A 25,792-nucleotide genomic window follows, 5' to 3' on the forward strand; every position below is an offset into this window, starting at 1 on the left:
ACGGCGTCGCGCTTGAACTCATCGGTGTAGACATTCTTAGGCATTGGGTCTTCCTTCGTTTGAGCACCACCTTATCGAGGTGATGCGGTCGAAGTGTCAACCAAACCTTCAGCAGACCCAAACGCGACATAGAACAATGGGCCGGTACTCACCGAAAGGTGAGTACCGACCCATTTCTTTTTCCGTGGATACGCCCCATAGCCTCCTGCCCACCTGTGCACAGCAAAAGCCCTCCCGCTCCGCTGCTTTTCCTGCACACACGTGGACAACAGGAACCAACCGACCACCCGCACACAACCCAAAACCTGCGGTACCTGAGTTACCAACCGTCATGCGATCTTGGGCCATGCACGGCCTCAAATTACGGACTACTCACTTCGCAACAAAAAAGGATCTACTCGCCATTTTCATGGTCTCTATCATTGCCCGAAGTTTTAGGCTCTAACCCAGATGAAGGTTTTCAATAAGTTGCGGGAAGGGTCTTTCTCGATGTAGCAATATTTCGAGAGACCAGTACCCCATTGATTTTTTCCTGGTCAATCTCTGGTGCCAGCTGGCCGCGCCGAAACTGCATGAAACGCCGCATTCCACCCGCCATGCTCGACTAACCACTGTGCTGAGTGTTGCGTCCTCGAGGGATCACTCGCCGCGGTCGCATGGTGGCCTTTAGAGAGTTCGAACTAATCCACCGTCGACACGTAACGCCACACCGGTAATATATGAGGCGGAATCACTGCAGAGAAAAGTCGCCGTGGCACCAAACTCTTCCAGTTTGCCATATCTACCTGTGGGAATAGCCTGCTCGGAAAGTCGCTTCGTCTCGGCCACGGTAGTACCTTGGCGTTCAGCTTGGCTTGCATCAAGCTGCGCCACTCGATCAGTGGCGATGCGTCCTGGTAACACCAGATTTACGGTGACACCGTCGCTGGCAACCTCGTTGGAGAGCGTTTTGAGGTAGCCTGCGAGGGCTGCCCGCCCGAGGTTTGAGGATGCCAGATTTGGTAATGGCGAGACTATTCCGCTCGATCCGATGGCTATGATGCGACCCCACCCGTGGGCGCGCATCGTGGGAAGCACACGCGAGACCAGATCATGCCCAGGGGCTACGAGGCGGCTATAGGAATCGGTGACATCTTCTGCGGTGAGAGCCGTGGCGGCGGTTGCCCGTGGCCCGGGCCCGTTTAATACCAGAATATCGATGGTACCGAAGTGCGCTGTTGCCGCCTTCAATGCTGCGGCTCGTGAATCGGCGTCGGTCACGTCAAGTTCAATGCCTATTGCTGACGGGAAAGTCGCGGCAACTTGTTTAGCTATGTCCCCTTCGCGGCCTGTGACAATGACGTTCACGCCCTCAGCTGCCAAAGCCGTGGCGATTGCTTTGCCAAGGCCGGCCGTTGAAGCTGCAATGAACGCGGTTTTTCCTTGAATGTTTAGATCCATCAGTGGACCTCCGTAGCGTCAACTTCGGTCAGATGATCAGCCGCGATCACGTCGAGCTCCTTCGGAAAATGTTTTGCGGGCGTACGGACCCTGGCCGAGGTGAACAGGCCACGACGGAAAAACAATTCTTTGCGAATCGCGAGAGCAATTCCAGGCTGTTGCTCGAAGTTGATAAGTGGCAGATACGGTAAGAGCTCAACACGGGCTGTTTCCGGGTCTGCAGAGAGCCACGCATTTACACAGCGAACGAGAGCCTCCGGATACGAGAACCCGGTCATCGCCCCCGCAGACCCTGCAGCGAGTTCGTCGAGTAAACCTTGGCCACCAAGCCCACCAAACACCGATAATTCAACCTGAGCTGTAATACGTGCAATCGCCACGGACGTAGGCGGAGCTTCCGCCTTAACCGCCGAAATGAACGGGCATGACCGGAGAACTGCAATCAGGTCCTCGGTGGTGATGGAGACACCACTTGATTTGGGGTAGTCCTGTAGGACAATGGCCGCTCCGGTCACCTGGTGAATGCGCTGCAGGTGCTCAATCACGGCAACGGGGCTGCCCGAGTTCACCTGCACCATGACAGCTTGTAATCGATCTCCAAGCGACGCTTGCGCGTTCTCAACCTCCATGATTGCCGGCGCTGTCGCGAGAGACGTAATGCCGGCCACGATCGACAAACGGCTGTGTTCGGCTACAACCTTGAGCACGTGTCTCTTCTCGGTTGTCGTGAGCGCATCGGCCTCACCAAAAACGCCGAGAACTGTTAACCCCGCGGCTCCTACCGATTCATAGAACTCCACGAGGCGCGCAAGGCTTGCCTCATCGATATCACCACAATCAGTAAATGGTGTCGCGACAACCCCCCACACGCCCCGGGACAGTGCTTTGATTCGCGTGTCTGGCATCAGATCACTTCCCCGACCAGACTGGCTTCCGCTTCTGCTGGAACGCAGCGACACCTTCGATGGCATCCTCACTATCGAGAGCGGTCATGAGTGCGGGCAAACGCATCGCTCTTGCCTCATGAGCACTGAGGTGTGAAGTGCGCGTGACCATCTGTTTAACAGCTCTCACCGAGGTGGGAGCGCACGCAAGAATCTGCTCAACCCAGCGCTCGACCGCGGCATCAAGCTCTTCCTCCGCTACCACCTCGTTGACAAGACCCATTCGGTGAAGCTCTTCTGCTTTGGCCTTGCGGCCAGTGACGAGAAGACTCATAGCCTGCGTGTACGGGATACGACGCACAATCTGAGTGATACCGCCGTCCAAGGCCAGCCGGCCGACACGCGGTTCGGATAATCCGAACTGGGCGCGGTCGGAGGCCACAACGATATCTGCACCGAGCACGATCTCCATGCCACCACCGAGTGCGTAGCCGTTGACTTTGGCAATCACTGGAACATCGAGTGTTTGGCGCAAACTGAGCCCCCCGAACCCGTTGGGATCGAGCTCCGCCCAATATTCCAGTCCTGTTTTGTCGACGGCATCTGCCGACATATCTGCACCTACACAGAACGCTTTCCTGCCGCCGCCGGTGATTACAACAAGTCGTACTTGATCGTTGTTCTCGATCGAGGTCCAGATCTCGTTAAGGCGATCGTGGGTCACTCGGTCCACAGCGTTAAGGAGGTTGGGTCTGTTGATCATGACAGTTGCGACACCACGAGCATCGACATCGAAATTGACTTCATCGATCATTGAATCTTCGCTCATTTCAGCACCCCCAGGTCATGTAGTCGGCTAATCGCCTCTTCATCGAAACCATTTTCTTTGAGGATCTCATCATTGTGTTCCCCGAGGCGGGGGGCAACGCGGCGCACCGTGGCGGGTGTGTTCGAGAGTCGTATAGGCGCATTGAGCATGCGGAACGCACCAGCAGTCGGATGCTTGGCCTCAATGATCATCTGGTTGACAGCGGTTTGCTCGTCTTCGAGCGTTTCCGCGAGTGTGCGAACAGGAGCACTGAGGACACCTTGTTGTTCCAGGCGCGTGGTCCAATGCTCGGTGGTGTTCGTCGCTAATCGCTCAGCGAAGATGCTCTGTAGTGCTGCCCGATTTTCTACCTGCTTTTCTTGCGTTGCGAACTCTGGACGTAGTGTGAGATCTTCATCGAGTCCGAGTGCACTCGAAATGCGTTTGAGGGGATCTGTAGCCAACCCGCCGACAAAACACACTGCTGAGTCAGTTGTGGAAAAAACGCCGGTCAACGGCATTCGTCCCCAGTTCACCTCGAACCCACGGTTGAGCTGCATGGAGGCTTCCTGCATTTGCATATGCAGCATAGAGTCGTACATCGTGACTTCAACCTTCTGCCCCTCCCCGGTTTCATCCCGCGAGCGAAGTGCGAGCAGGATGCCTTGAAAAAGGTGCATGCCAGTCGTGTAGTCACAAAGAGTGGTCGGGTAAACGGTCAGTGGGTCATCGTCGGAGCTGCGGCGCCACATCACACCGGAATAGGCTTGGTTGATCACGTCTTGTCCACCGAGTGTGGAGTATGGACCGCTTGTGCCAAAACCTGTACCAGAAGCCCAAATGAGACGCGGGTTCAGAGCTTTCATTTCTTCATATCCGAACCCCATGCGCTCCATGACCCCGGCACGAAAATTGCTGACGACCACATCGGCACCCGAGATGATACTACGTAGGACCTCGCGGCCTTCCTCGGATTTCGTATCAATCGACATGCCTCGCTTGTTGCGATTGATGGAAAGGAAAATCGGGTTATCTTGACCGTCTCTATCGGGAAGCGAATTGCGTGAGGTGTCTCCACTGACGGGACGCTCCACTTTGATAACGTCAGCCCCAAAGTCACCTAGTAGCTGCGTACAGCTTGGACCCATGAACACCTGCGTGAAGTCGACAACAGTGACACCGTCGAGTGGCAGCGTTTGGGGCACTGCTGCCGCGTTGTCTGCTGTATCCAGTACTGTCTCCGAGGTCATGATTTCACCGCTTCTTCATCACGGGTGCTTGCATTTCCTGACGGGATGTCTCCCGGATCGGCGTTGTGCTGTCGCATGCGCTGCTGAATGTCGACCGCGGAAACATCACGTACGAGCAGCTTCTGTTCCAGAGCGAGGGTGGCAGCTGATGCCACGGCCTGGCCCATGGCCATGCACGGCGGAATCTCACGCGACGCTTTCTGCGCTTCGGAGGTTGCCGAGTAGTGACGTCCGGCGACGAGCAACTGATCAACGCGCTTCGGCAGGAGAGAGCGGTAGGGGTAGTAGTAGTCACGACCACGAGCAACCGTGTCGTGGAAATGGCGGCGGTCCATCACATCGTCCTTGGTCATGACGTACTCGCCCTGCAGAAGACGGGTCTGTCGTACGCCCATTTGCGGTGCGGTATCTACGACAAAGCAGTGCTCGAACCCGGGCAGGTTTTCCTTGACATACTGAACGGCCTCGGTGATGCGATCGCGAGCAGCAAAATCTGCGCGTGTGAGAGAGGCTGGATCGGTACCGTCATAACCTGTCATGTGGGGGGCATTGCACCACACAATGCCTGGGAGCGGCGTCTTGAGCCACCACAATTCCCAAGCACCACCAAGGATGCGCTTAACCTTGCGGTTGATCGCACGTGCAGCCTTCGGGTCGCTCTGCTCGAACTCCTCAGCGCGATCGGTGTCCACGCCGCCGAGGCGGAAGACAAGCGTTGAGATGTAGCTGTCTTGAATGAATTCGGCTCCAGCCCTCGATGCGACATCGATGTCGCCGGTTGTATCAATAACGATGTCGGCAAGATGTGCCTGCGGGCCTTGCTTCGTTTCGGCTATCACTCCCTTCATAACACCACCATCGACGATAGGACGTGAGAACCAGGAATGCAGCAGCAGGTTTACCCCGGACTCACGAACTAGATCGTTCGAAACTGTCTTCCAGCCGTCTGGATCGAAAGCCGCAGCGTAGCAAACAGGCTTGGGGTTTCCTTGGGAATGGAAGTCGAAAGTCCCGTATCTGCCCCACTTGTCGAACAGTTCCTGCGAAGTTTTACGGTCCTCCGCTGGTGGCACAATCGCGAGTCCGAGCTTTTGCAGTCGTTCAATGTACTCGGAGACGATGCCGGTGACCGTGATTTCTTGGCCATTGATCATGTCGTCGAGTACAAGCACCATTCCACCGGAGGCGAGACCACCGAGTGAGGAATAGCGTTCAAGCAAGGTGACGGAGGCCCCGGAACGAGCGGCGGTAACTGCTGCCGCGACCCCAGCGGGGCCCCCTCCAACAACTAATACGTCTGATCGAGAGGCGATTGGTGCTCGCTGGTCATCACTGGTGATGCGAAGATCAAGGGTTGTCATGGTGTTCTCACTTTCCGAGGTGGATGCCGTTGAGGCGGCTTGCTATTAGGTAAAAGATGACGCTGAGTGCGGAAAGCACCGCGACGTATATAGGGAAGGCCCAGTCGAGGCCGATGGAATGGAACCAAACGAGCAGGAACGAGGCGGTCCCGCCAAAGATGGCGACGCCGAGACCGTAGCCGAGCGAAGTTCCCGTACCGCGGTAGCTCTTGGGCATCAGTGACGCCGATACAACGTTGTAGAGAGTCATGTTGAGCACGAGGATGACAGAGCCGCCAAGTAGTACCAGAGCGAAGCCTCCAATGCCTGGCTGAACGTAGAGCAGCATTAAGAAGACGGAAGGAATCGCGAGGAGGCGAGCGACGATGAACCACTTCGAGATCGCACGTCCATCAACGAGGCGTCCGACAACAAGGCTTCCCACCACAAGGATGAGGCCAAGAATGGTTGTCAACGCGAACACTGCTGTCGGATCCTCTTTCATGGTGGATCGAGCGGTATTGGGAAGACCGACGTTCCATGCGTAGTTGTAGGCCTGGACTGCGCCGACCACAAATACGATGGCAAGTACGCTGACCCAGCTCTTACGTACGCCCTTCCAAACACTGCCGGTCGTTGCTTCGGCGAGTTCTTCTTCTTTCATGCTCTCAGGCAGTGTCCGACGCAGGTAAAGAATGACAAGTCCGAAGGAAGCGCCGACGATGAACGGGATACGCCACCCCCAGTCGCTCATTGCTCCGTCGCCGAGGCTGGCAGAGACGATGAAGCTGACAAGTGGTGCCAGCAAGATGCCTACGTTGACGAAGAACGACATGATGCCGGCGACGAAACCTTCGCGGCCCTCCGGTACAAGTTCAACGGCGTGTGCCACCGAAAGTGGAGCCTCGACGCCGGTCGAAATACCCTGCACCACCCGGCAGAGTAAGAGAATGATAGGTGCCCATACACCGATCGCGGCGTAAGTGGGCGTTATAGCGATGACGAGTGTGCTGAGTGCCATCATCGTGATCGACAGCATCATGATCTTCCGGCGGCCGATCCTGTCTGCAAAGGTTCCAAGGACTACTCCGCCCAAAGGGCGGAAGAGGAAGCCGACAGCAAAGATGGCCAGGGTGTCCAGGGTAGCGGTTACGGGATCTTGACTTGGAAAGAAATGAGGTCCTATGTACGAGGAAAGGAGTCCAAAAATCATCCAGTCGTACCATTCAAGGGTGTTACCTAGACCGAGGCCGAGAATGCCGCGCCGTACAACCGGCGAGAGCTTTTCGTGCTTGCGGTTCTTTTTGATGACGCCAGTGTCTATCATGATGTTCCTTCAATCACGCATCATTGTTGCTCGTACAGAGGGCAGACTTCATAAACACCCGTCCCATTGAAGGATGGTGCTGGAGTCGATGGGTAGAGTGCGGTTGATGCCGCAGGGTGTGGATTTACCAGGTTGGAGGGGAGACAACCCAGAGTGCTACGCAGGGTTCGTCGTAACCATTTTTATACCAGTGCGGTATTGACGAGTCGTAAGTGATGGAATCGCCTGCTTCAAGGACGTACTTTTTATCTCCGAGATAGACATCCTTCTTGCCGGAGAGAATGATCCCAAATTCTTCTCCACCATGGGTGAATGGTCCGTCAATAGAAGCACTCCCAGGTGGTGTGACGATCCAGAGGGCTTCGATGCTACCGTTCAAGTCCGGAGTCAGTAGCTCGTAGATGGCATCACCGCTTGCCTCGCGCACGGCTCCCCTAAGGTCACGACGATCGGCCTTGCGGACGACTGGTTCTCGAGATTCTGCATGGGTCGGGAAGAGTTTTCCAACTGGGATCTCCAGTCCGTGTGCGAGTTGAGCCAACGTGGTAAACGACGGGTTGGCCAAGCCCCGTTCAATCTGACTCACAATCGCAGGGCTGAGGCCTGTCGCCTCTGATAGCTCTGCAAGGGTGAGCTTCTTTTCCTTTCGCATAGCTCGCACCATGCTGCCGACGTCAGCAAGAATTCCATCCACCGCTATTTTTGGCGATGTATCGGTGGTTGGTATAGCCATGAATAGAACTCCTTGGATCGTTTGAATTTACTATATTGACGATTTTTTACTATGTCAACAGTTTTTCATGAACTAGCTCACACCCCTCGGTGGGTAACTGCTTGGTTATCTCGGAGTGCGGCGGTGCCACGGAACATTAGGTGCTCAGTGTTCGATCAGCGGTAAATCTGGTGCCGGCTTGTGGTTGAATCGGTGAAGATCATCAATATACTAACTAGATAGCTCAAGGGTTTACATCAGGGGTTACGACCCGCGCACTGTAGATCCCGGTGATGTAAAAAGAGATTCTCCTGCGATTCCCGCTTGTGGAAAAGTCCTATTAACTGGGTGGAAGTTATATAGACTTTGTGCTCACAGCTACGAATCCAGCATCGAATATGCAAAGGAGATGCAGCAGCTCGAGCGTGATTGTGCCCGCCCAGACCTTGGGGATGCCCCAGCGTCATAAAGGTCTTCACTAGATAGCTGGACTGTGTATCCGTGTGTTTCCGGTGACTGGACCTCTAAGGATCAGCCACGTACTCGACCTTCTGAAGAATCTTGAAGCGCCTGGATCATGCACATTGGCGCTCCACCAACTTAATTCGATTTACGAGGAGCAAAAAATGTCTCGACCGTTGGATGGCGTCACCGTCATTGACTTCACGCAGGTAATGCTCGGTCCGTCTTGTACCCAGACACTCGGGGATTTCGGTGCGGACGTTACTAAAATTGAGCGCCCGGGCGGTGGAGATCTTTCCCGAAAGGGAGTGTTGGCGCATACAGGACAAGACAACCCCGTATTTCTTAGCCTCAATCGCAATAAGCGCAGTATTGCGATTGATCTTTCAACGGAGGCTGGTCGCGCGCTGATATTCGACATGTTGCATGACGCCGATGTGGTGGTCAGCAATTTTCGTCCCGGCGTTATGGAGCGACTCGGATTCGACTATGACACGGTGTCTGCTCTCAATCCGAGAATCATTTGGGCGGCAGGTTCTGGCTTTGGTCCTACGGGTCCTTACTCGCACAAAGGAGGCCAGGATATTCTCGGTCAAGCTTACTCGGGTGTGATGAAACGGTTGGCAGACCCCGAGGATTCGATTTCGATCTATGCGACGCCGCTGGCTGACTACACCGCCGGGCAGCACTTGGTTCAGGGTATCCTGCTGGCTTTGCTTCACCGCCATAAGACAGGTAAGGGGCAGAAAATCGAGGTGAGCCTCTACAACTCGATGCTCGCGATGCAAATGCAAGAAGCGACGACGAGGCTCATGTATGACCAGGAGCTGAACTGGGCCCTGATGCCGCTAAGCGGATGCTTCCCAACGGCGGACTCCGAAATTGTTATTGTCGGGGCTTTCAAGCCGAACCCGCTTCGCGACATTTGTGCAGCACTCCAGCTCTGCGACCTATCCCTCGAAGAACGATTTGCCACCCCCGAAAATCTTAAACAGAATCGTCGTGAAATCAGACAGATTATCGCTGATCGTCTCCGCGAAGGCAGCACCCAAAAATGGCTCAATGAACTTGAGAGAAACGATGTGCTGTGTGGTCCGGTACGAAGCCTCGCCGAAGCACTGGCCGATCCCCAAACTACTCATAACAACATGATTCTTGAGTTTGATGGAAGCAACGGACAAATAATTAAGACGATTGCGCCTGCGATCGCCATGTCAAAAGTTGCGCCCCAAATCCGCCATGCCCCTCCGAAACTTGGTGAACATAGCCGGGTGCTGTTGGCCGAACTCGGGTACGACCAGGTTCGAATTGACGAACTGATTTCCAGCGGAGCCGTGCAGTAGTGAACATCCCAATGAATCATGCATCGCACATCGATCAAGTCAACGAGGAATCACTCGAGCACTATTGAAGTTAAATTCGCGTGAACATCGGCTGAGCAAGAGCCAGGAAAGAGCGCGAAAATCAGCTTCATCCAGATGCCTCTCATTCTCATATCTTCCGCTAGGTCACGTGGTTGTTCCCTTCTCCTGCTGGTCGGAACCGGTCCTCATGGCACAACGGTTACGCACGTACCACTTCAGACGGGGCAATCTCCTCTACTGCGCGGGAATCAGGGAGTGTCTTGGTCCGTCACCACTAAGGCCAAGAGCGTATAGCGGAACAAGAAAAGCATTTCCGAGCCACAAGCTGCAGGAAAATACCTGTTAGATCCAATCCGGCGAACATCCGGACTCCGACCCTTACCTTATTCGGTAATTGAGTTACGCGTACGTAGATAACCATTCGAATTGTAAGGAGCTTCAGTGTTGAACTCAGATCTAAGCAGAGAAAAAAATCTCCTTAAACGTGGCAATAATTGGCGCGGAGCCCGGGGACATCTATGCCGAAGATCTGTTGGTACATGCAGAGTGTGACTTTGCGGTGTGCGTTGATATCTTCGACCAGTATCCCGCACCATACGGCTTGGTGCGATACGGAGTGGCTCCAGATCACCCACGTATTAGGGGAGTTGTTGTTGCGCTCGCTAAAGTGCTGTACCGCCGCGGGATCCGGTTCTTCGGCAACGTGAAATATGGCCTGGACTTGTCATTGGCCGGCTTGCGCCAACGCTATGACGCCGTAATTTCCGCCACGGGTGCCATCAAAGAAGCCAACTTACATATTCCTGGCGTCAATCTCAAAGGCCCCTACGGAGCCGTAGATTTCTTCTCCTGGCATGACGGTCATCCCGATGTGCCGCGTGAGTGGCCCTTGGATGCGAAGAAAGTAGCAGTCCTTGGTAATGGCAACGTCACTCTCAATGTGGCACGTACTTCTCTCCAAAATTGCCGAAGACTTACTTACCACCGAAATCCCAGAGAATGTCTACCAGGAACAGTCAGCCCCGTCAGGCACAAATGCGCACGTCTTCGGCAGTCGAGGCCCTGCTCAGGTGAAGTTCGACCCTCTTGAGCTTCGAGAACTGTCACATTCTCAGGTGACGTCATCTTGTATCTAGAAGACTTCGAGTATGACGAAGGCTCCGATCACGCCATAAATACCAGCCCGCAGATCAAGACATTGACCGGCACTCTGACCAACTGGCTCGTTGAGGAACAGAATACTGACGCACCTCGCCGTCTGCATATGCATTTCTTGCATGATCCCGTAGAGATCGTGGGTGGAACCAATGAAGAAGACAACAACAAGGTAGTTGGTATCAAATTCGAACGTAATGAACTCGATGGAACCGGAAACGTCCGCGGTACCGGCGATATCATCGAATATCCTGTCCAGGCCGTCGGATACACAGGTACAGAACTCCCAGATGTTGGATTCGACCTAAAGCGCGGCGTGATTCCCAACGAGCGCGGCCGGGTTCTCAATACTGAGGGAAACCCCATCTAAGATCTCGACACCACCGGCTGGATAAAGCGTGGTCCGGTCGGATTGATCGGACATACCAAAGGTGATGAAAAGAAACCGTAGAACTTCTTCTCGAGGATTGCCTGGAACTCGTGCAGGCCAGAAGTGCTGAGACCTCTGCGGTCATAGACCTTTTTGGAAGATCGGGGCGTGGAATACACCACCTGGAAAGGATGGCAAGGACTGGACGAGCATGAGCGAAAGCTCGGAATCAACTACGGTAACGGTGTCGGTCGTCTCTCCTCCATCCAACGACTCCGAGTAAAAGTGATATCTCGTCAAGAAATGGTGAGCATCTCCCGCAACTTCACCCGGTAGCCGACATCAAGCGCGCACGCTTGCCCATTGCTGTTCCGATAACGCTCCAAGGGGTCATTCAGTACTCAGGAACGGCTCGGAGAGTGAGCCCTATATTTGACAAACGGCACCAGCGGATCGAACTCGGGCATCTGAACAGATCAGCCTCGAAGGTGTAGTGATACATGGAAAATATTCCTAGGTCTGTAAATGAAAGCAGCTGGGCTCACCCTGGCCTGGGTTCGGCCTTGTAAAGAGCAGCTAGGAACGTACCGAACCATGGCGAGGCAGTAACTCACGGAAATTACACTATGAAAATCCTTGTTTAAGTAAAAATCTTCATTATCGTAGAGGGTATGGCTCATCCTATGCACAACCGCTTAGACATCTTGCAAGCCATCACTGATCGTAGGGAATCACGTCTTTCGCATAGTCCCATTACAAATAATCTCTACTCGATTGCTTCATGTATGAGAGAACAATGGGGGCAGTTCTTCAGCTTGAGTACTACAACCTACAGAGGAGTTCAAGGATGACATACGTTATTGCCCAGCCCTGCGTAGATGTCAAGGATAAAGCGTGCATCGAGGCATGCCCTGTTGACTGCATATATGAAGGCGAAAGAACCCTTTATATCCACCCTGAGGAGTGCGTTGACTGTGGCGCCTGCGATCCGGTTTGTCCGGTGGAAGCTATTTACTTCTTAGATGATGTGCCCGATGAATGGAGTAACTATATACGAGCTAACGAAGAATTCTTCGAAGAAATCGGATCGCCCGGTGGTGCTGAACCCTTTGGCAATACCGGACGAGACCACCCATTTGTCGCTAGCCTCGAGCTCAGTACCTCCAAGAGCTCGTAGTAGATACGCACCGTTACATCGGCACACTTCGGGGTCTTGAGTTAGATCACCAACCAGATATTTGATGTTGACGATTGCTAGCAGATCCCACCCTCGACAAACCACCCACATCACCTACATAACAATGACTCCAGAGGAGAACCATGACTATCATCGCCAGTTCAATCATCGCCGGTGAACACCGCACGGGTACCGCCGGGCAGGTGCAAGGCATTAATCCCGTTACCGGAAAAGCCCTAGAACCTGTCTTTACTTTCGTTGACAAAGATACCGTGGACCAAGCTGCCGAGGCAGCGTGGTCTGCCTTTGACGTCTACCGCGCAACGACGCCTGAAGTGCGAGCGGTGTTCCTGGAGACCATTGCGCGGAACCTCGAACTGGATGGTGAACGGATTGTCGACAGGGCAGTGCAAGAATCAGGCCTTCCTCTCGGTCGCTTGACTGGCGAATTGGGCCGTACCGCCAGCCAGTTGCGACTCTTTGCCGGTGAGCTGCGGATTGGTGCTCACCAAGAAGTGCGGATCAACTCAGCCCAGCCGGACCGGGCTCCTGCGCCTGCCCCGGATCTGCGTCAGCGGCAGATCCCTCTAGGTCCTGTGGTGGTGTTCGGCGCCAGCAACTTCCCGCTCGCATTCTCTACGGCCGGCGGAGACACCGCTTCGGCACTGGCTGCAGGCTGCCCTGTTGTTGTCAAAGCACACAACGCTCACCCTGGAACCGCGGCACTTGTCGGCCAGGCTGTGAACGCAGCTGTCAAGGAAGCCGGGCTGCCGGCTGGAGTGTTCTCGCAGATATTTGGTGCTGGTTCCGCCGTGGGACAGCAATTGGTGTCCCATCCGCGCATCAAAGCCGTGGGTTTCACCGGGTCGCAGGGGGGCGGTCTAGCACTCATGCGTACTGCTGCGTCGCGGCCGGAGCCGATTCCGGTCTACGCTGAAATGTCCAGCATTAACCCGGTGGTCATTTTTCCTAGTTCATTGAACGGTAAAGCGAAGGATCTGGCGTCTGCGTTCGTGGGATCACTGACCATGGGTTCCGGACAGTTCTGCACCAATCCTGGGATGATCTTCGTTCCTGCCGACGACCAAGGCTTTGCTGCTGCAGCAGGCGAGGCGCTGCGCGAGCTCAGCGGCCAGACCATGCTAACTTCTGGAATCTGCGACTCCTACCGTGAAGGGGTAAGCCGACTGGCGAACATCGAGGGCGTCTCCGCGGTATCACAAGGACAGGAGGTCTCAGGACAGAACGCACCAGCACCGGTCCTCTTTCAAACCAATAGCGAGATTCTCCGAAATACACCGGAACTGCAGGAAGAAATATTCGGATCAGCTGCACTGTTGGTCCGGTACAAAGATGAGTCTGATCTGGTCTCCACGCTGGAAAGCCTCCACGGCCAGCTCACTGCCACCGTGCACGCAACCGATGCGGATTCTGAATCGGTCAAAAAAGTCCTGCCGGTCCTAGAACGCAAGGTCGGACGAATCCTCTTTAACGGCTGGCCCACCGGTGTCGAAGTCAATGACTCAATGGTGCATGGCGGGCCTTTCCCGGCAACATCTGATTCCCGAACTACTTCGGTGGGATCACTGGCGATCTATCGCTTCCAGCGACCTGTGAGCTACCAAAACATCCCATCGAACCTGTTGCCGGAAGCGCTACAGGACGAAAATCCGTGGAGCTTGCCCCGTCGTATTGACGGTGTGCTGAACAGCTAAGATCCCTCTCCATGAGTGATATCTCCTTGCGCGGGCTACGCCACGCAAGGAGATATCTTGACTGGCAGGAGATCTCGATTCGCGTGAGCGTTCGAACCCATCACGAACCTCATGCGTTGAAGCAGAATGCGGCGGCCCCCAGATTGCCCGATTTTGAGTGCCAGTGCATTCAGCTCCGGACCGGCTGACACTTCTGCTCACGATACTGCGGACATATCAGCCCTGATAGTGCCATCACTACACTTATGGGAAGCTCCGCTCTGACATCTATCCTCATGCCCATCCGACTGCACCATGTACTGGCGGCTCAGCGAAAGCTTCCATGCCTACGTAGAATCGCCCCGTGAGCGGGCTACCCGGCCATTCACTACTATCAAAAGTTGAAGCGAGACGCCCCGTGGAACCTCTGCATGCCCACAGTGAACCAGCGGTTCATGTCAACTGCATCGACGCGTGCTACCTTGATTCGCAAATCATTGGAGGACGGATCAAAGTAACAATTGCCGCAGGCGTGCGCTCCGTCATTCCTCCAGCAACCGAGTGAACCGAGCTCACCGCTACTGCACAACACTTCATAGAACCAACTGCCCAGTTACGGAAGGATTCCTACTGTGAGTTTGTCTTACTTTGATGCCTCTGAAGTCCGTTCTTCGCTCCCCTTTGATCGCGCCATCAGCGCCATCGAAGAAGCACTGCGATCCGACATTGATCCTGAGGAAGACGGACCTCGGCTTTTTGCCCCCGCGCCAAAGGGCGAATTTCTGATGATGCCAACTGCTGGACCAAAATATTCGGGGTTCAAAGTTGTGACCATTGCTCCGCTGAACCCAGCGAACGGCGAGAAGAAAATCCAAGGTGTGTACCTGCTTTTCGACTCATCCAACCTCACTCCAATCGCCGCAATGGACGGTGCTGAACTCACATCTATCCGCACCCCAGCCACTACCTTGGCTGCAGTGAAGAACATTGCAGAATCTCCGTCTGTCACACCCTTCACCGATACTCCGAACGTCTTAGTGTTTGGAGCGGGGGTCCAAGGACTCAACCATATTCGCGCTGCGCACGCTGTATTTCCACGCGCAAAATTTTCAATTGTAGGGCGACGTGTGGAACGGGTTCATACGCTGACTAACCAATTGAGAACCGAAGGTATTATCGCGAGAGTCGGACAAGTCGGAGATGTGCCGAACGCAGATGTCATCTTATGCGTGACATCCTCCACGACCCCACTCTTTGACGGGTCGTTACCAGCAAATCACGCAATTATTGCTTCAGTAGGTCAGCACGGGCTTGACGCGAGGGAAATTGATGAAACGCTCGTCAGGCGAGCAGACATTGTCGTTGAAGGACGGGGGTCTTCATGGCGAGAGAGCGGGAACCTAATTCCAGCACGCAGCGTTGAAGAATGGAAAGAAATCCATCCGGCCAACCTCAAGGACCTCATCAACGGTCAATTCAAGCGCAGTCACGGCAAACCAACCCTCTATACCGGTGTGGGCATGGCATGGGAGGACTTGGTTTCTGCTGCAGTGGTATACGAAGATCACAGGGGCTAGCTACATTAACCACGGACGTTAGTGACACGCGGCGTGGCTAGGTGACAAAAAGAAGACCTCCGAGTGAAGTGGAAATTATCAAGATAACCATGACTTAACCGGAGGTCTTCGTCTCCCTTTCAGCACTGGAAGACGATTGGAGCTGAGGAAGGTTTCTGCTGAATCTTCGTCGCTTATGGGTCTCAGCTGTTGTGTCTAATATCCATCAAGAAAATTCAAGACTTGTACTCCCAGAATCTGTCATCGTTTCATTAAACGATCGTTAGGTAAGAAGCCCCACGGGTCGCCGTGGAGTTCTTTCATAATCGCGGAATCTCGGGCCTAATGTTTCCGAAGAAACGCATCTCAACCAACCAACCCAAAGGAAAGGTCTTCGAGCAGGATTGTTGAGAATTTGATAAACATTGATTGCGAGCGTTCTCGCAACCCATAGGTTGCAAGACGTCTCAACGAGCCCCGATCCCCCGGCAATAAATCCGCGGAAACTCAATGGCCCAAAATTCTCGCAACTATGTGTCGCAACCAATGCCGTAGAATCATGTCGACACCATTAGTTGCGAGACACTTTCGAAGGACCAATGCCCAAACTGATCGGCTACGCCCGCGTATCAACCAAAGCCCAGGACGCCGACCGGCAAATCCAAGACCTCCTCGCCGCCGGCATCCGACGCGACGACCTTTACATCGACCACGGCCAATCCGGCGCACTGGCCAAACGCCCAGCGCTCGATAAAGCTCTCAACGCGTTGCATCCAGATGACACCCTCGTGATCACCACCCTGGACCGGCTCGGGCGCTCCACCCAGAAAATGCTCGACCTCGCGCAAGAACTTCGTGAGCGCCATGTCGGGTTACGGGTGCTGAACCTCGGAGGCGGCGACGTGGACACCAAAACACCCATGGGCGCCATGGTTTTCACCGTCATGGCTGCCCTTGCGCAGATGGAGCTCGAGATCAAACGCGAACGCATCAACGACTCCGTCACCAAACGCCGCACCACCGGCGGCGACCTCGGTGGCCGGCGGCCGACCTTCACCGAATCCCAGATCCGCACCGCAGCAAAACTCATCCAGGCCGGTGAACCCGCCACCCAGGTTGCCCAAGATCTTGGAATGTCGAGGGCGACTCTCTACCGACGGATAAAGGAACTTAGCACTTAATCGGGCAACCTGCGAATGCACCAACGGTCGGTTCCTCGAGTCCTAAGCAGGGCTGGTTGCTTCATACGGCCCTGGCACCAGCCATGATGTCGGGTATTCAACTTATGATGAGGTCAACACTGGGAGAACCTCGCGAAAGAAGAACAGTCCATGCAGGTATGGGGTATACATAACGACACGCTTACCACTGAACTCATCGATGAAAAATTTGTCAGCCTGGCGTGGGACAGCATGGGCGACCTCTCGCAAATTCCCGGTGGTCGCGAAGAGCTCAAAACGGAACTCGCCCGGCAAACTCCCGAGGATTCCCACAAAGCCATCCCTATTTGGGCCGGGATCCTTTTGAGGTTCCGTGATGAGATTCGCATCGGCGATGTCATTGTCGCTCCCTACAAGCCAGACAGCACGATCAATATTGGCATCATCCGCGGAAACTATGAATACGTCCCCGGAGCGCAGACGCACCGGCACCGACGCCGCGTCGAGTGGAAGAAGATCGGTTTGTCCCGCACGGTCTTCACCCAGCCCGCCCTCTATGAGATCGGGTCAGCGATTACCCTGTTCAAGGTCAGTAAGCACTCTCACGAGTTCCTCGCAGCGCTCAACACCCGCACCGAAGATGTTGAGAAAGTAACTGCGGTTGTTGAACGAGCTGCAGCCACCAACGTACCCGAAGACGATGCTCCCGATGAGCCCCGTGCTTCACGCATCGAACGCCACACGCGAGACTTCGTGCTCGAAGTGCTTCAAGAACGTATTGGACACCGCCAGTTCGAAGAATTCTCCGCCGACCTCCTGCGGGCCCTGGGATACCAAGCGCGCGTCACCGCGTACTCCCAAGACGGCGGCGTCGATGTCATCGCCCACAAAGATCCCTTGGGCGTCGAACCACCGCTGATCAAGGTCCAGTGCAAGCACAAAACCGCCACCATCGGCGCCCCTGAAGTGCAACAACTCATCGGTGTCCAAGGCGCTGGCGAACTCGTCGTGTTCATGACACTCGGAGCTTACAGCCGCGACGCCCTCGCGCTCGAACGCCAACGGCCCGGTCTCCGTCTAGTCACTGGTGCGAAAAATGTCAAGCTGCGTGGAGTCACTAAGCAGTCTGCAATAGATCCCCTGCCTTTGCAGAAGGTAGGTTGATCCCGACAATTCCTGCAGGTGACGGCGTTACCGGACGGGCACGAAACCGTGCCGGGTGCTTCCGGTAGTACTCCTGCAACGCTTGTTCCCGCCCGACCCAAGCCTGTTCCCACGACCCGTCATGGACCTGGGCCGGGGAGAACAACGCAATCCCCGAATGCTTATGCTGCCGGTTGTACCACGGCACATACTCCTCCAGGTAGGCCTGCGCATCCGCGAGCGTGGCGAAGACCTTCGGGTACCCCGGACGATACTTCATGGTGCGGAACCCCGACTCGCTGAATGGGTTGTCATTCGACACATAGGGCCTGTTACGGCTCAACTCAACACCTTCTGCTTCCAACGCGTTTTTCACCGCGTTGGACTTCATCGCCGGCCCCGAATCAGCATGCACCACCTTCGGCACGCCGTAGGCCTGGAAAGATTGCTGAAACATGTCCACGGCCAGATGGTCTGCTTCCCGTTCCTCCACCCGATACCCGACGATCTGCCGGGAGAAAATATCCATGATCGAATAGGCCTTGAACACCCGGTTCCTATACGGCGAATACAAGTCGGTAATATCCCACGTGCTATGCCGATATCGGCATAGGTCGTGTTATGCCGAGGTTGTGGTTATGCCGATATCGTCGTCAGTGGCCCGGGTTACGGCGGTGACCGGGGCCTGCCTATCTGCATAATCAAAGCGCCTCGAGGAACGCGATGACGGTGTCCGTGGGTTGGTAGCGGTCCTGGGCGGCAGCCTTGGGCGGTGCGACCTTCGCGATGGCGTTCTCTTTGAGGGTCATGTCCGCATGGATGTAGATATTCGTCGTGGAAATTTGCTCGTGGCCTAGCCAGAGTGCAATGACCGTGGTGTCGACGCCGGATTGGAGCAGCCTCATCGCTGCCGTGTGCCGCATTGTGTGGGCGGTGACCCGCTTGCCGTTCAACGACGGGCATGAGGCCGCAGCGGTGGCTACCGTGACGCGCAGACGCTGTTCGATCGCGTCCCGGCTGAGCCGGCGACCGGTCGTGGTCGCGAACAGTGCGGCGTCTGCGGTGGCGTTGCGTTCCTGGATCCAGTGACCCATGATTGCCACCACGGCCGGGAGCAGTGGTGTCCGGCGTTCTTTGCGTCCCTTGCCTAGGCAATGGACGTGTGGTCCGGCTCCGGTATGGATGTCTGCGATGTTCAACCCGATCAGCTCGCTGACGCGCAGCCCCGTCTGGATCGCGAGGCTGAAGAGCGCATAGTCGCGTCGGCCGGTCCTGGTGTCTTGGTTGCAGGCAGCCAGCAATGCATCGGCTTCATCCTGGTCGAGCCAGGAGACGATGTTACGTTGGATTCTTGCCGTGGGGATTGCCAGGACCCGTTGGATCACCGCCGCGTGTTCGGGGTGGCGCAGTGCGGCGTAGGTGAACAACGAATGGATGGCCGCCAGGCGGGTGTTGCGGGTCCGGATGCTGTTTCCCCGCACCGTCTCCAAATAGGTGAGGAACCCGGTGATGGCGCCCGCGTCCAGGTCGCTGATTGTCAGTGCCGAGGGCGCTTTACCCGCCTGCTCCTGCACGTGGCCAAGCAGCAGCTTAAAGGTGTCCCGGTAGGAAGCGATCGTGTTCGGGCTGGCTTGGCGCTGGGTCATCAGCCGATCGGTAAAGAAAGACTGCAGCAACGGGGCGAAACTGGTCATGGCTTGTCCTGCCCTTCCGCGGTGGTGGCCCCGGCAGCCAGCCGGGCCGAGGCGTGGGCCAATAGTTCGGGGACCGCGCTGAGATACCAATAGGTGTTGGCCGGGTCGCTGTGCCCCAAATACGTTGAGAGGGCGGGCATCATAGCCGCGACGTCGGCTCCCTCGCGGTACCAACCCAGCAAGGTGTTCACCGCGAACGTATGTCTCAGGTCATGCATCCGGGGATGCAATCGGTGGGTCTGTATCCCGGCAGCGCCAGCTGCCTGGCGAAACGCCTTCAGGACGTTGTGATAGGGAAGCCGGTCGCCGTCACTGTTGATGAAAAACGGTGCACTGCCGGCGTACTTCTGCTGCTCATGCCCATCGCGCCACGACGAGTACCGCCCTAAAACCGCGGTGGTGCTCTCATGCAGTGGCGCCAGTCGCTGGTGGCGGGACTTGCCGCTGCTGACCACCAGTATTCCGGTATCAAGGTCAACATCGTCGCGGTTCAGGCCCAACGCCTCACCGACCCTGAGCCCGGTGGCAGCGAGCAGCCCAAACAACGTGGGATAGGTGCGTGCCCGGGTCCCGTGGCCCAGATGCCCTGCAGCCTCAATCAGTGCGGCGGTTTCGGCGCTGGTATAGATGTGCGGAGCCGAACGGTGCACCGGGTGGGCGAAAATCCCCTGGGGCAGGATCTCGTGGGAGGGATCCACCGCGTGCATATAAGTGGCAAATCCCCGCACGGCCATCAGCCGCCTGGCCGCGCGGGCCACGGGGTTACCCGGTCCGTCGAAAGGTGCTTGCGCCCAAGAGACCGCATTGGCGGTCGTGATCCTCAGGCTGCCGGCAGCAGCCAGGTAGGTCGTGTACTGACCCAACAGGTGTTCATCCCATGCAAGGAAGGCACCGAGTTGGCGACGTAGCCGCAAATAGTCGGCCACGTGCTCTTCCCACTGGTTCACGACAGGCTCCTCTCGGCGGGCCACGGCTGAGCCAAGGTGCGCAGCCTGGTAACATCAACGCGAGCATAATTCGCGGTGGTGACCGGGTCATCATGACGCAGCACCTGCCCGATCGCGGCCAAAGGCACCTCGGCACCGACCATGGCCTCACCCAGGGAATGGCGCAGCCGGTGCGCTCCGAAAGGCTGCAGACCAGCACGCTTGCAGGCCCGGTACTGCCGGGCGGGCATTGAGCAGATAATCCGCCATTGCCGCCCCGACCTCCTCAGACAGCGGTAGCCGTTCGTCTTTGGACCCCTTGCCGCGGACCATAAATTCACCATGATGCCAGTCGATATCCTCCAAGCGCAGCCCCGCGACTTCACCGGCGCGTAATCCCAGCCGTGCAAGCAGGATGATCATCGCGTAATCACGTTTCCCCACCAAAGTGTTCCGATCGCAGGCATCCAGCAGGGCCTGGATCTGGCCCGGGCCCACGCCCACCGGCAGCAGCGAGGGCTGTGGCAACCGAACCACCAGAGTCGCGCCGGTCAGGTCGCGATCCAGTTCTCCGACCAGGAAACAGAACCGCAGAAACGAACGCAACACATAGCCGAACTTCTTCACCGAAACGGGCTTCCTGCCCTCGCCCTCGTCCAGCAACGCTCGTACGACATCGGCCGCGCCCAGTTCGCGCAGGCCTCCCGACGGAGTGTAGTCGTTGAGGAATCGGCGTGCCCGGGACACCTGCGCCTGGACGGAAATCTCCTTCAGTCGCCGCTCAACACGCAAGTATTCCTCGAAGCGAACCAGCTCGGGCGGATCCTGGACCTGCCGCGGCAAAGCTACCTCCACGGCGATCGCCCCCGAGGCAGCCAGCCACTTCAGCAGCGGTCTCAGGGCCCTGTGGCTGAAGAGCACGGCATGTGATGCCCTCCGATCACGCAGAAAGAGCTCGATGACTTCCACCGTCAGGTCTTCCACCAGCAGGCCCTTTGACTGGAGCCAGCGGCTCAGGTGTCTCATGAGGCTAAGCTGGCCCCGCGCCGAGAAGGGGGTGAATCCCAGCCGGACCAGCTCAGCCTCGAATCCCTCGATGTACGCTTCCAGCGGGGTAGCAGCATGCTCCCGGCCAGACGTTCCAACAAGCTCCATGTCGTCGTTTCCTTGTCTCCTGGATTGATGGGAAACAAGTCGAACACACGCCGATGATTATGCCGATAGGCAGGCCCCGGTCACCGCCGTAACCCGGGCCACTGACGACGATATCGGCATAACCACAACCTCGGCATAACACGACCTATGCCGATATCGGCATAGGTCGTGGGACATCACGAAACTCGCTGGGCCGGCCAAGGGGACCTACTTTGATGCGTACGTGATGATCGATATCTATTCGCGCTACATCGTCGGTTGCCAGGTCCATGCCCGTGAATCCGGGGAATTGGCGCGTGAGTTCATCGCGCAGGTATTCGCCACCGACCAGATCCCCAAGGTGGTGCATGCTGACCGTGGCACGTCGATGACCTCGAAGCCGGTGGCGGCGTTGCTGGCAGATTTGGATGTGCTCAAATCGCATTCGCGGCCGAAGGTCAGCAACGACAATCCCTACTCAGAGGCCTGGTTTAAGACCTTGAAGTATCTTCCGGTGTTCCCCGAGCGTTTCGGTTCGCTGGCTGATGCCAGGGATTTCATGGACCGGTTCGTTCAGGCGTACAACGGTCATCACCGGCATTCGGGGATCGGGTTCCATACGCCTGCGGACGTGCATTTCGGGATGACCGGGCATGTTGAGGACCAGCGGCTGGTGGCGTTGCAGAAGGCATGGGACGCGCATCCCGAACGGTTCGGTCAGCGTCGCATGCCGAAGAAATTACAGATGCCTGAGGCCGCGTGGATCAACGAACCGGTGAAGCAGGAGGAAGGTGAAGAGATGCTCGCTGCTTAGCACCCTTTGGTCTCACTTGACTTGAAAATTTCCGAGCGATTACCCGCTACTACCAAACAGTGACCCGCGCACTTTTCACTGCGGTGTTGGACTGAGAGACTGCGCTAACTGGTCCGGTGGCGATGAGCTGCTGGATGAATCTGGGTGCGATGGACGGAAAAGCCACTTGTCCGAAGACCGGATGGATACCCGTCTTGGCGCGTTGCAAGTCGGTACCCTGCCGGGAATCCCCACCGACGGAGATCAGGGTGGCTTTTTCAGCGGGTGTGCCGTCCAGCGCTGAGTCTGATCAGATCCATGGTCTCAGTTACTGCGCAGCCCGGGCATGGATGGCTGGGGTCGTGAAGTCTGCACCGAACGGAATCGGTTGTAATTGTTGGTAGCGCGGTTTAACTAGAAGACGCTCCCGACCATTGGACAGTGTTTAACGAATTCATAACCGCGGTTCGGAAGCGTCTTCTGGTTCGTGAATAAGGTGGTTCAGGAGATTTCTTCAACCTACCGAGGCTAACCGCCGATCATGATGTCCATGCCGGGACCGGTTCCGGTCCCGGTAAAGAAGAAGATACTCAGCGTCGCGACCCACAAGACCCAGAAGACCAGGCTGAAGGGGATCATCCTGGCCAGGATGGTGCCCAGTCCTGCATCCGGTTCGTACTTGCGCAGGAATCCGAGGATAACCACCAAATACGGGTTCAGCGGCGTCAGGACCTGGGTCGCCGAATCCCCGACCCGGAAGGCAGCCTGCACGAAGCCCGGCTCGTAGCCAATGAGTGCGAACATCGGAATGAACACCGCTGCGATCAGGGTCCACAGGGAGGACCCCGAGGAAATCAGCAGGTTTAGGATCGACACCACCACAATGAAGGCCAGGATCGCGCCGTAGCCGGTGAAGTTCACGTTCTGCAACCATTCAGCACCGCCGACGGCGATCAACGAGGCAAGGCCGCTCCAAGTGAACAGGGCAAGGAACTGGGCCAGGATGAACGCGACCACGATGAAGGACACGGTATCCTTCAGCGCCTGTCCCATCATGTCCACCACGGATTGCACGGAGGTGATCTGGCGCAGCCGGGCGCCGTAGACGATGGAGGGCACCAGCAGGATGACGAAGACCAGGAAGATCACCGAGCTGAGCAACGGCGACTTGGGAAGGAACCCGCCCTCTTCGTTGCGGAACGGCGCGCCCTCCGGCAGGATCAAGGCCAGCAGCAGCGCTGCCACGACGAGCAGCGACAGACCGGCGAAGCGCAGCGCCGAAGCTTCAGCGGGGCTCACCCGGGTTTGGGTGGCAGTATCCGTGCCGGCTTCATGGACGGAGACCGCCCCAGTGCCAACGCCCTGCCGGTTCAGCCGGGGCTCCAGGACCTTGCCGATGAGCAGGCCGCCGGCGACAGTCAACACCACCGAAAGGACCAGGTTCAGCAGCAGATTGGACACCGGGGTCACCGTCAGCACCTGGTCCGCGACCGGTGCCGCGGCGGCATTGGAAATGCCGGCCAGCAACGCGTCGGTGGAGGTGACGAACGGAGTGCAGCTGAAAGCCGCGATCCCCACCGCGTAGGAACCCAGAAGTCCGGCCACCGGATTGCGCCCGGCCGCCTTGAAAACCATGGCGGCAATCGGGGGTATCACCAGAATCGATGCATCGGACATGATGTGCGCGCAGAGGGCCACGAACGCCATGACATAAGGCAGCGCCCACGCCGGGGCACGACCCAGCGAAACCTTGACCAGAGCCATCAGCAGCCCGGTCCGTTCGGCAACACCCACCGCCAGCAGCAGGGTGATCACCACCCCCAGCGGAGGGAAGGAAATGAAGTTACTGACCGCGGTGGTGAACAGCCACGCCACTCCCTCGCCGGTGAACAGTCCCTTGACCTGCTGGACTTCCTCGGTACCCGGGATCCCCGTCTGCACGTTGAACCAGGCGACGACAGTCGATAGCACCCCGACGATCAGGAACAGATACAGGAACAGCGCGAAGGGTTCGGGCAGCTTATTGCCCACCCGTTCGATGCCATCAATCAGGCGCCCACCCGCGCCGCGCTTGGCTGGGACTCCCATCCCGGTGCCTGCATCCTTGAGTTTCAGCTTGGAGTTCACGAGGCCACCCCCGCAAGGACCTTCGTACGCAGGTCCTTCACACACCGGCCCTTGGCCACGACAACCTCGATGGTCTGCGGGAATTCCAAGAGCTTGATGTCGATCAGCGGATTGATCGCGGTGAGCACCAGGTCGGCATCCTTGCCGACCTCCACGGTGCCCAGCCTGTCCGAGCATCCGAGCAGTTCGGCGGCGTTGCTGGTCCCGGCCTTCAGCGCCTGCATCGGGCTCATTCCGAAATCCACCAAATGGCCGAGCTCGCGCAGGTTGGTACCATGCGGGGTGATGCCGGCATCGGTGCCCATGGCGACCTTGACCCCCGCGGCAATGGCCTTGCCGACACACTCATGGATCTTTTCCTGCAGGCGCAACTTCTTGGCCACCGCGTAGGAGGCCGCCGTGTGCGGATTCGGCGGGGTCAACCCGGTGGTCAGGGTGGGAACCATGAACGCTTGGTTCTCAAGCATCAGTTCGATCGCCGGATCATCGATTTCATAGGCGTGCTCGATGCTGCGCACCCCTGCGGTGAGGGCGTTGTGGATGCTGCGCGCCGACTGGGCATGCGCGGCCACGTGGACATCGTGGGTCGCCGCTTCCTGGACCACGGCGCGCATCTCTGCGATGTTCAGCCCGTCGTGCCATGGAGTATCGCGCGGGGACCAGACACCCCCGGAAGCCATGACCTTGATGACCTTGGCTCCCTGGCGCATGGCTTCCCTGGTGTTCCGCAGCGCCTGGTCCACGCCGTCGGTCAGCATGCCGATGTCCCCATTGGGCGAGAGCGCCGAACCGAAATTGAATCCGCAGCAAGTACGGAAGTCGGCATGGCCGCCGGTCGGTCCCAGCGCCCGATAGGCGTAGAAGAGCTCGGGACCCTCGATCAGTCCTTCGGTGATGGCCTTGTCCGTGGCCATATCCAATCCGCCCAAGTCCCGTGCGGTGGTAATCCCGGCGTCCAGGGTCCGGCGCAGCAGGGGGATCGCCTGGTAGTAGGGGTAGCCTGGCGGGTTGTCCAGCAAATGCATGCCCATGCCGCCATCGGGCATGGTCAAATGCACGTGCGTATCGATGAATCCGGGCATGAGGTACATTCCCGTGCAGTCCTGCTCTTCGAGCTCTCCGGCGCCCCATGGCAACTGGTCATCGGGCCCGGTCCAGAGGATTTTGCGGCCTTCCACGACGACAGCCATGTTGTGTTGGGGGTCCCGGCCTGTTCCATCGATCAGGGTGACCGCGCGATAGGCGGTGCGGTTCTGGGTTTGTTCCGTCATTACTT

19 protein-coding genes and 3 pseudogenes are annotated in these 25,792 nt (G+C 57.0%); 8 read left to right on the forward strand and 14 right to left on the reverse strand.

What is annotated here, in order from left to right; translation table 11 throughout:
• Positions 1–666 precede the first annotated feature (666 nt).
• From OK351_RS14670 to OK351_RS14700, 7 genes are all read right to left on the reverse strand, one after another.
• Positions 667–1,440: an SDR family oxidoreductase gene (locus tag OK351_RS14670; RefSeq protein ID WP_265160410.1), complete on the reverse strand. Its 774-nt coding sequence runs from the start codon at positions 1,438–1,440 to the stop codon at positions 667–669.
• Positions 1,440–2,345, reverse strand: coding sequence for a dihydrodipicolinate synthase family protein (locus tag OK351_RS14675; protein ID WP_265160413.1), 906 nt, complete (start codon positions 2,343–2,345; stop codon positions 1,440–1,442). The genes OK351_RS14670 and OK351_RS14675 overlap by 1 nt, the downstream gene beginning before the upstream one ends.
• A 4-nt stretch (positions 2,346–2,349) precedes the next feature.
• Positions 2,350–3,153: an enoyl-CoA hydratase-related protein gene (locus tag OK351_RS14680; RefSeq protein WP_265160415.1), complete on the reverse strand. Its 804-nt coding sequence runs from the start codon at positions 3,151–3,153 to the stop codon at positions 2,350–2,352.
• A complete protein-coding gene (locus OK351_RS14685) occupies positions 3,150–4,382 on the reverse strand; it encodes a CaiB/BaiF CoA transferase family protein (RefSeq protein WP_265160418.1) in 1,233 nt (410 codons plus the stop codon). Before OK351_RS14685 ends, OK351_RS14680 begins: the two co-directional genes overlap by 4 nt.
• Positions 4,379–5,743, reverse strand: coding sequence for an FAD-dependent oxidoreductase (locus OK351_RS14690; protein ID WP_265160421.1), 1,365 nt, complete (start codon positions 5,741–5,743; stop codon positions 4,379–4,381). Before OK351_RS14690 ends, OK351_RS14685 begins: the two co-directional genes overlap by 4 nt.
• A 7-nt stretch (positions 5,744–5,750) precedes the next feature.
• Positions 5,751–7,049: an MFS transporter gene (locus OK351_RS14695; RefSeq protein WP_265160424.1), complete on the reverse strand. Its 1,299-nt coding sequence runs from the start codon at positions 7,047–7,049 to the stop codon at positions 5,751–5,753.
• A gap of 124 nt (positions 7,050–7,173) precedes the next feature.
• Positions 7,174–7,782 carry a helix-turn-helix domain-containing protein gene (locus OK351_RS14700; protein WP_265160427.1) on the reverse strand — a complete coding sequence of 203 codons (609 nt, stop codon included), beginning with the start codon at positions 7,780–7,782 and terminating at the stop codon, positions 7,174–7,176.
• A gap of 605 nt (positions 7,783–8,387) precedes the next feature.
• Between OK351_RS14700 and OK351_RS14705 the strand changes: the two genes are divergently transcribed.
• From OK351_RS14705 to OK351_RS14735, 7 genes and pseudogenes are all read left to right on the forward strand, one after another.
• The gene (locus OK351_RS14705) at positions 8,388–9,566 is read left to right on the forward strand and encodes a CaiB/BaiF CoA transferase family protein (RefSeq protein ID WP_265160429.1); all 1,179 of its coding nucleotides are present in this window, start codon (positions 8,388–8,390) and stop codon (positions 9,564–9,566) included.
• 493 nt (positions 9,567–10,059) lie between these two features.
• A pseudogene (locus OK351_RS14710) lies at positions 10,060–11,448 on the forward strand (pyridine nucleotide-disulfide oxidoreductase).
• Positions 11,449–11,959: 511 nt separating this feature from the next.
• Positions 11,960–12,289: a ferredoxin gene (gene fdxA, locus OK351_RS14715; protein ID WP_265160431.1), complete on the forward strand. Its 330-nt coding sequence runs from the start codon at positions 11,960–11,962 to the stop codon at positions 12,287–12,289.
• A 143-nt stretch (positions 12,290–12,432) separates the two neighbouring features.
• Positions 12,433–14,004 carry an aldehyde dehydrogenase (NADP(+)) gene (locus OK351_RS14720; RefSeq protein ID WP_265160433.1) on the forward strand — a complete coding sequence of 524 codons (1,572 nt, stop codon included), beginning with the start codon at positions 12,433–12,435 and terminating at the stop codon, positions 14,002–14,004.
• A 611-nt stretch (positions 14,005–14,615) separates the two neighbouring features.
• Positions 14,616–15,560: an ornithine cyclodeaminase family protein gene (locus tag OK351_RS14725; RefSeq protein WP_265160435.1), complete on the forward strand. Its 945-nt coding sequence runs from the start codon at positions 14,616–14,618 to the stop codon at positions 15,558–15,560.
• 578 nt (positions 15,561–16,138) lie between these two features.
• Positions 16,139–16,720 carry a recombinase family protein gene (locus OK351_RS14730; RefSeq protein WP_265160438.1) on the forward strand — a complete coding sequence of 194 codons (582 nt, stop codon included), beginning with the start codon at positions 16,139–16,141 and terminating at the stop codon, positions 16,718–16,720.
• A gap of 150 nt (positions 16,721–16,870) precedes the next feature.
• The gene (locus tag OK351_RS14735; RefSeq protein WP_265160440.1) at positions 16,871–17,863 is read left to right on the forward strand and encodes a restriction endonuclease; all 993 of its coding nucleotides are present in this window, start codon (positions 16,871–16,873) and stop codon (positions 17,861–17,863) included.
• On the opposite strand, the pseudogene OK351_RS14740 reads toward OK351_RS14735, so the two are convergent.
• The 5 genes and pseudogenes from OK351_RS14740 to OK351_RS14755 form a co-directional block, all read right to left on the reverse strand.
• A pseudogene (locus OK351_RS14740) lies at positions 17,817–18,431 on the reverse strand (transposase); the annotation flags it as partial. The gene OK351_RS14735 and the pseudogene OK351_RS14740 sit on opposite strands and share 47 nt — an antisense overlap.
• A 112-nt stretch (positions 18,432–18,543) precedes the next feature.
• Complete coding sequence (locus OK351_RS14745; protein WP_265160443.1) at positions 18,544–19,536, reverse strand: tyrosine-type recombinase/integrase; 993 nt, start codon at positions 19,534–19,536, stop codon at positions 18,544–18,546.
• Positions 19,533–20,483: a tyrosine-type recombinase/integrase gene (locus OK351_RS14750; RefSeq protein ID WP_265160445.1), complete on the reverse strand. Its 951-nt coding sequence runs from the start codon at positions 20,481–20,483 to the stop codon at positions 19,533–19,535. Before OK351_RS14750 ends, OK351_RS14745 begins: the two co-directional genes overlap by 4 nt.
• Positions 20,480–20,713 (reverse strand): tyrosine-type recombinase/integrase, encoded by a 234-nt coding sequence (locus OK351_RS17965; protein WP_371931462.1) that lies wholly within the window; start codon positions 20,711–20,713, stop codon positions 20,480–20,482. Before OK351_RS17965 ends, OK351_RS14750 begins: the two co-directional genes overlap by 4 nt.
• Positions 20,631–21,617, reverse strand: a complete 987-nt coding sequence (locus OK351_RS14755; protein ID WP_265160447.1) for a site-specific integrase — start codon at positions 21,615–21,617, stop codon at positions 20,631–20,633. The genes OK351_RS17965 and OK351_RS14755 overlap by 83 nt, the downstream gene beginning before the upstream one ends.
• Before the next feature lie 166 nt (positions 21,618–21,783).
• Between OK351_RS14755 and OK351_RS14760 the strand changes: the two are divergent.
• A pseudogene (locus OK351_RS14760) lies at positions 21,784–22,410 on the forward strand (transposase); the annotation flags it as partial.
• A 507-nt stretch (positions 22,411–22,917) separates the two neighbouring features.
• Here the strand turns inward: OK351_RS14760 and OK351_RS14765 are convergent.
• Both OK351_RS14765 and OK351_RS14770 read right to left on the reverse strand, forming a co-directional pair.
• Entirely contained in the window at positions 22,918–24,516 is a 1,599-nt protein-coding gene (locus tag OK351_RS14765) for an AbgT family transporter (protein ID WP_306349491.1), read from the reverse strand.
• Positions 24,513–25,787 carry a metal-dependent hydrolase family protein gene (locus OK351_RS14770; RefSeq protein WP_265160451.1) on the reverse strand — a complete coding sequence of 425 codons (1,275 nt, stop codon included), beginning with the start codon at positions 25,785–25,787 and terminating at the stop codon, positions 24,513–24,515. The genes OK351_RS14765 and OK351_RS14770 overlap by 4 nt, the downstream gene beginning before the upstream one ends.
• Positions 25,788–25,792 lie beyond the last annotated feature (5 nt).

It is taken from the genome of Glutamicibacter sp. MNS18 (assembly GCF_026107515.2).
Lineage (GTDB): Bacteria > Actinomycetota > Actinomycetes > Actinomycetales > Micrococcaceae > Glutamicibacter.

Bases quoted from the DNA above. Each gene is read 5' to 3' on its own strand.
- OK351_RS14670 (WP_265160410.1), bottom strand. From the start codon at position 1,440: ATGGATCTAAACATTCAAGGAAAAACCGCGTTCATTGCAGCTTCAACG.
- OK351_RS14675 (WP_265160413.1), bottom strand. From the start codon at position 2,345: ATGCCAGACACGCGAATCAAAGCACTGTCCCGGGGCGTGTGGGGGGTT.
- OK351_RS14680 (WP_265160415.1), bottom strand. From the start codon at position 3,153: ATGAGCGAAGATTCAATGATCGATGAAGTCAATTTCGATGTCGATGCT.
- OK351_RS14685 (WP_265160418.1), bottom strand. From the start codon at position 4,382: ATGACCTCGGAGACAGTACTGGATACAGCAGACAACGCGGCAGCAGTG.
- OK351_RS14690 (WP_265160421.1), bottom strand. From the start codon at position 5,743: ATGACAACCCTTGATCTTCGCATCACCAGTGATGACCAGCGAGCACCA.
- OK351_RS14695 (WP_265160424.1), bottom strand. From the start codon at position 7,049: ATGATAGACACTGGCGTCATCAAAAAGAACCGCAAGCACGAAAAGCTC.
- OK351_RS14700 (WP_265160427.1), bottom strand. From the start codon at position 7,782: ATGGCTATACCAACCACCGATACATCGCCAAAAATAGCGGTGGATGGA.
- OK351_RS14705 (WP_265160429.1), top strand. From the start codon at position 8,388: ATGTCTCGACCGTTGGATGGCGTCACCGTCATTGACTTCACGCAGGTA.
- fdxA (WP_265160431.1), top strand. From the start codon at position 11,960: ATGACATACGTTATTGCCCAGCCCTGCGTAGATGTCAAGGATAAAGCG.
- OK351_RS14720 (WP_265160433.1), top strand. From the start codon at position 12,433: ATGACTATCATCGCCAGTTCAATCATCGCCGGTGAACACCGCACGGGT.
- OK351_RS14730 (WP_265160438.1), top strand. From the start codon at position 16,139: ATGCCCAAACTGATCGGCTACGCCCGCGTATCAACCAAAGCCCAGGAC.
- OK351_RS14735 (WP_265160440.1), top strand. From the start codon at position 16,871: ATGCAGGTATGGGGTATACATAACGACACGCTTACCACTGAACTCATC.
- OK351_RS14745 (WP_265160443.1), bottom strand. From the start codon at position 19,536: ATGACCAGTTTCGCCCCGTTGCTGCAGTCTTTCTTTACCGATCGGCTG.
- OK351_RS17965 (WP_371931462.1), bottom strand. From the start codon at position 20,713: ATGCCCGCCCGGCAGTACCGGGCCTGCAAGCGTGCTGGTCTGCAGCCT.
- OK351_RS14755 (WP_265160447.1), bottom strand. From the start codon at position 21,617: ATGGAGCTTGTTGGAACGTCTGGCCGGGAGCATGCTGCTACCCCGCTG.
- OK351_RS14770 (WP_265160451.1), bottom strand. From the start codon at position 25,787: ATGACGGAACAAACCCAGAACCGCACCGCCTATCGCGCGGTCACCCTG.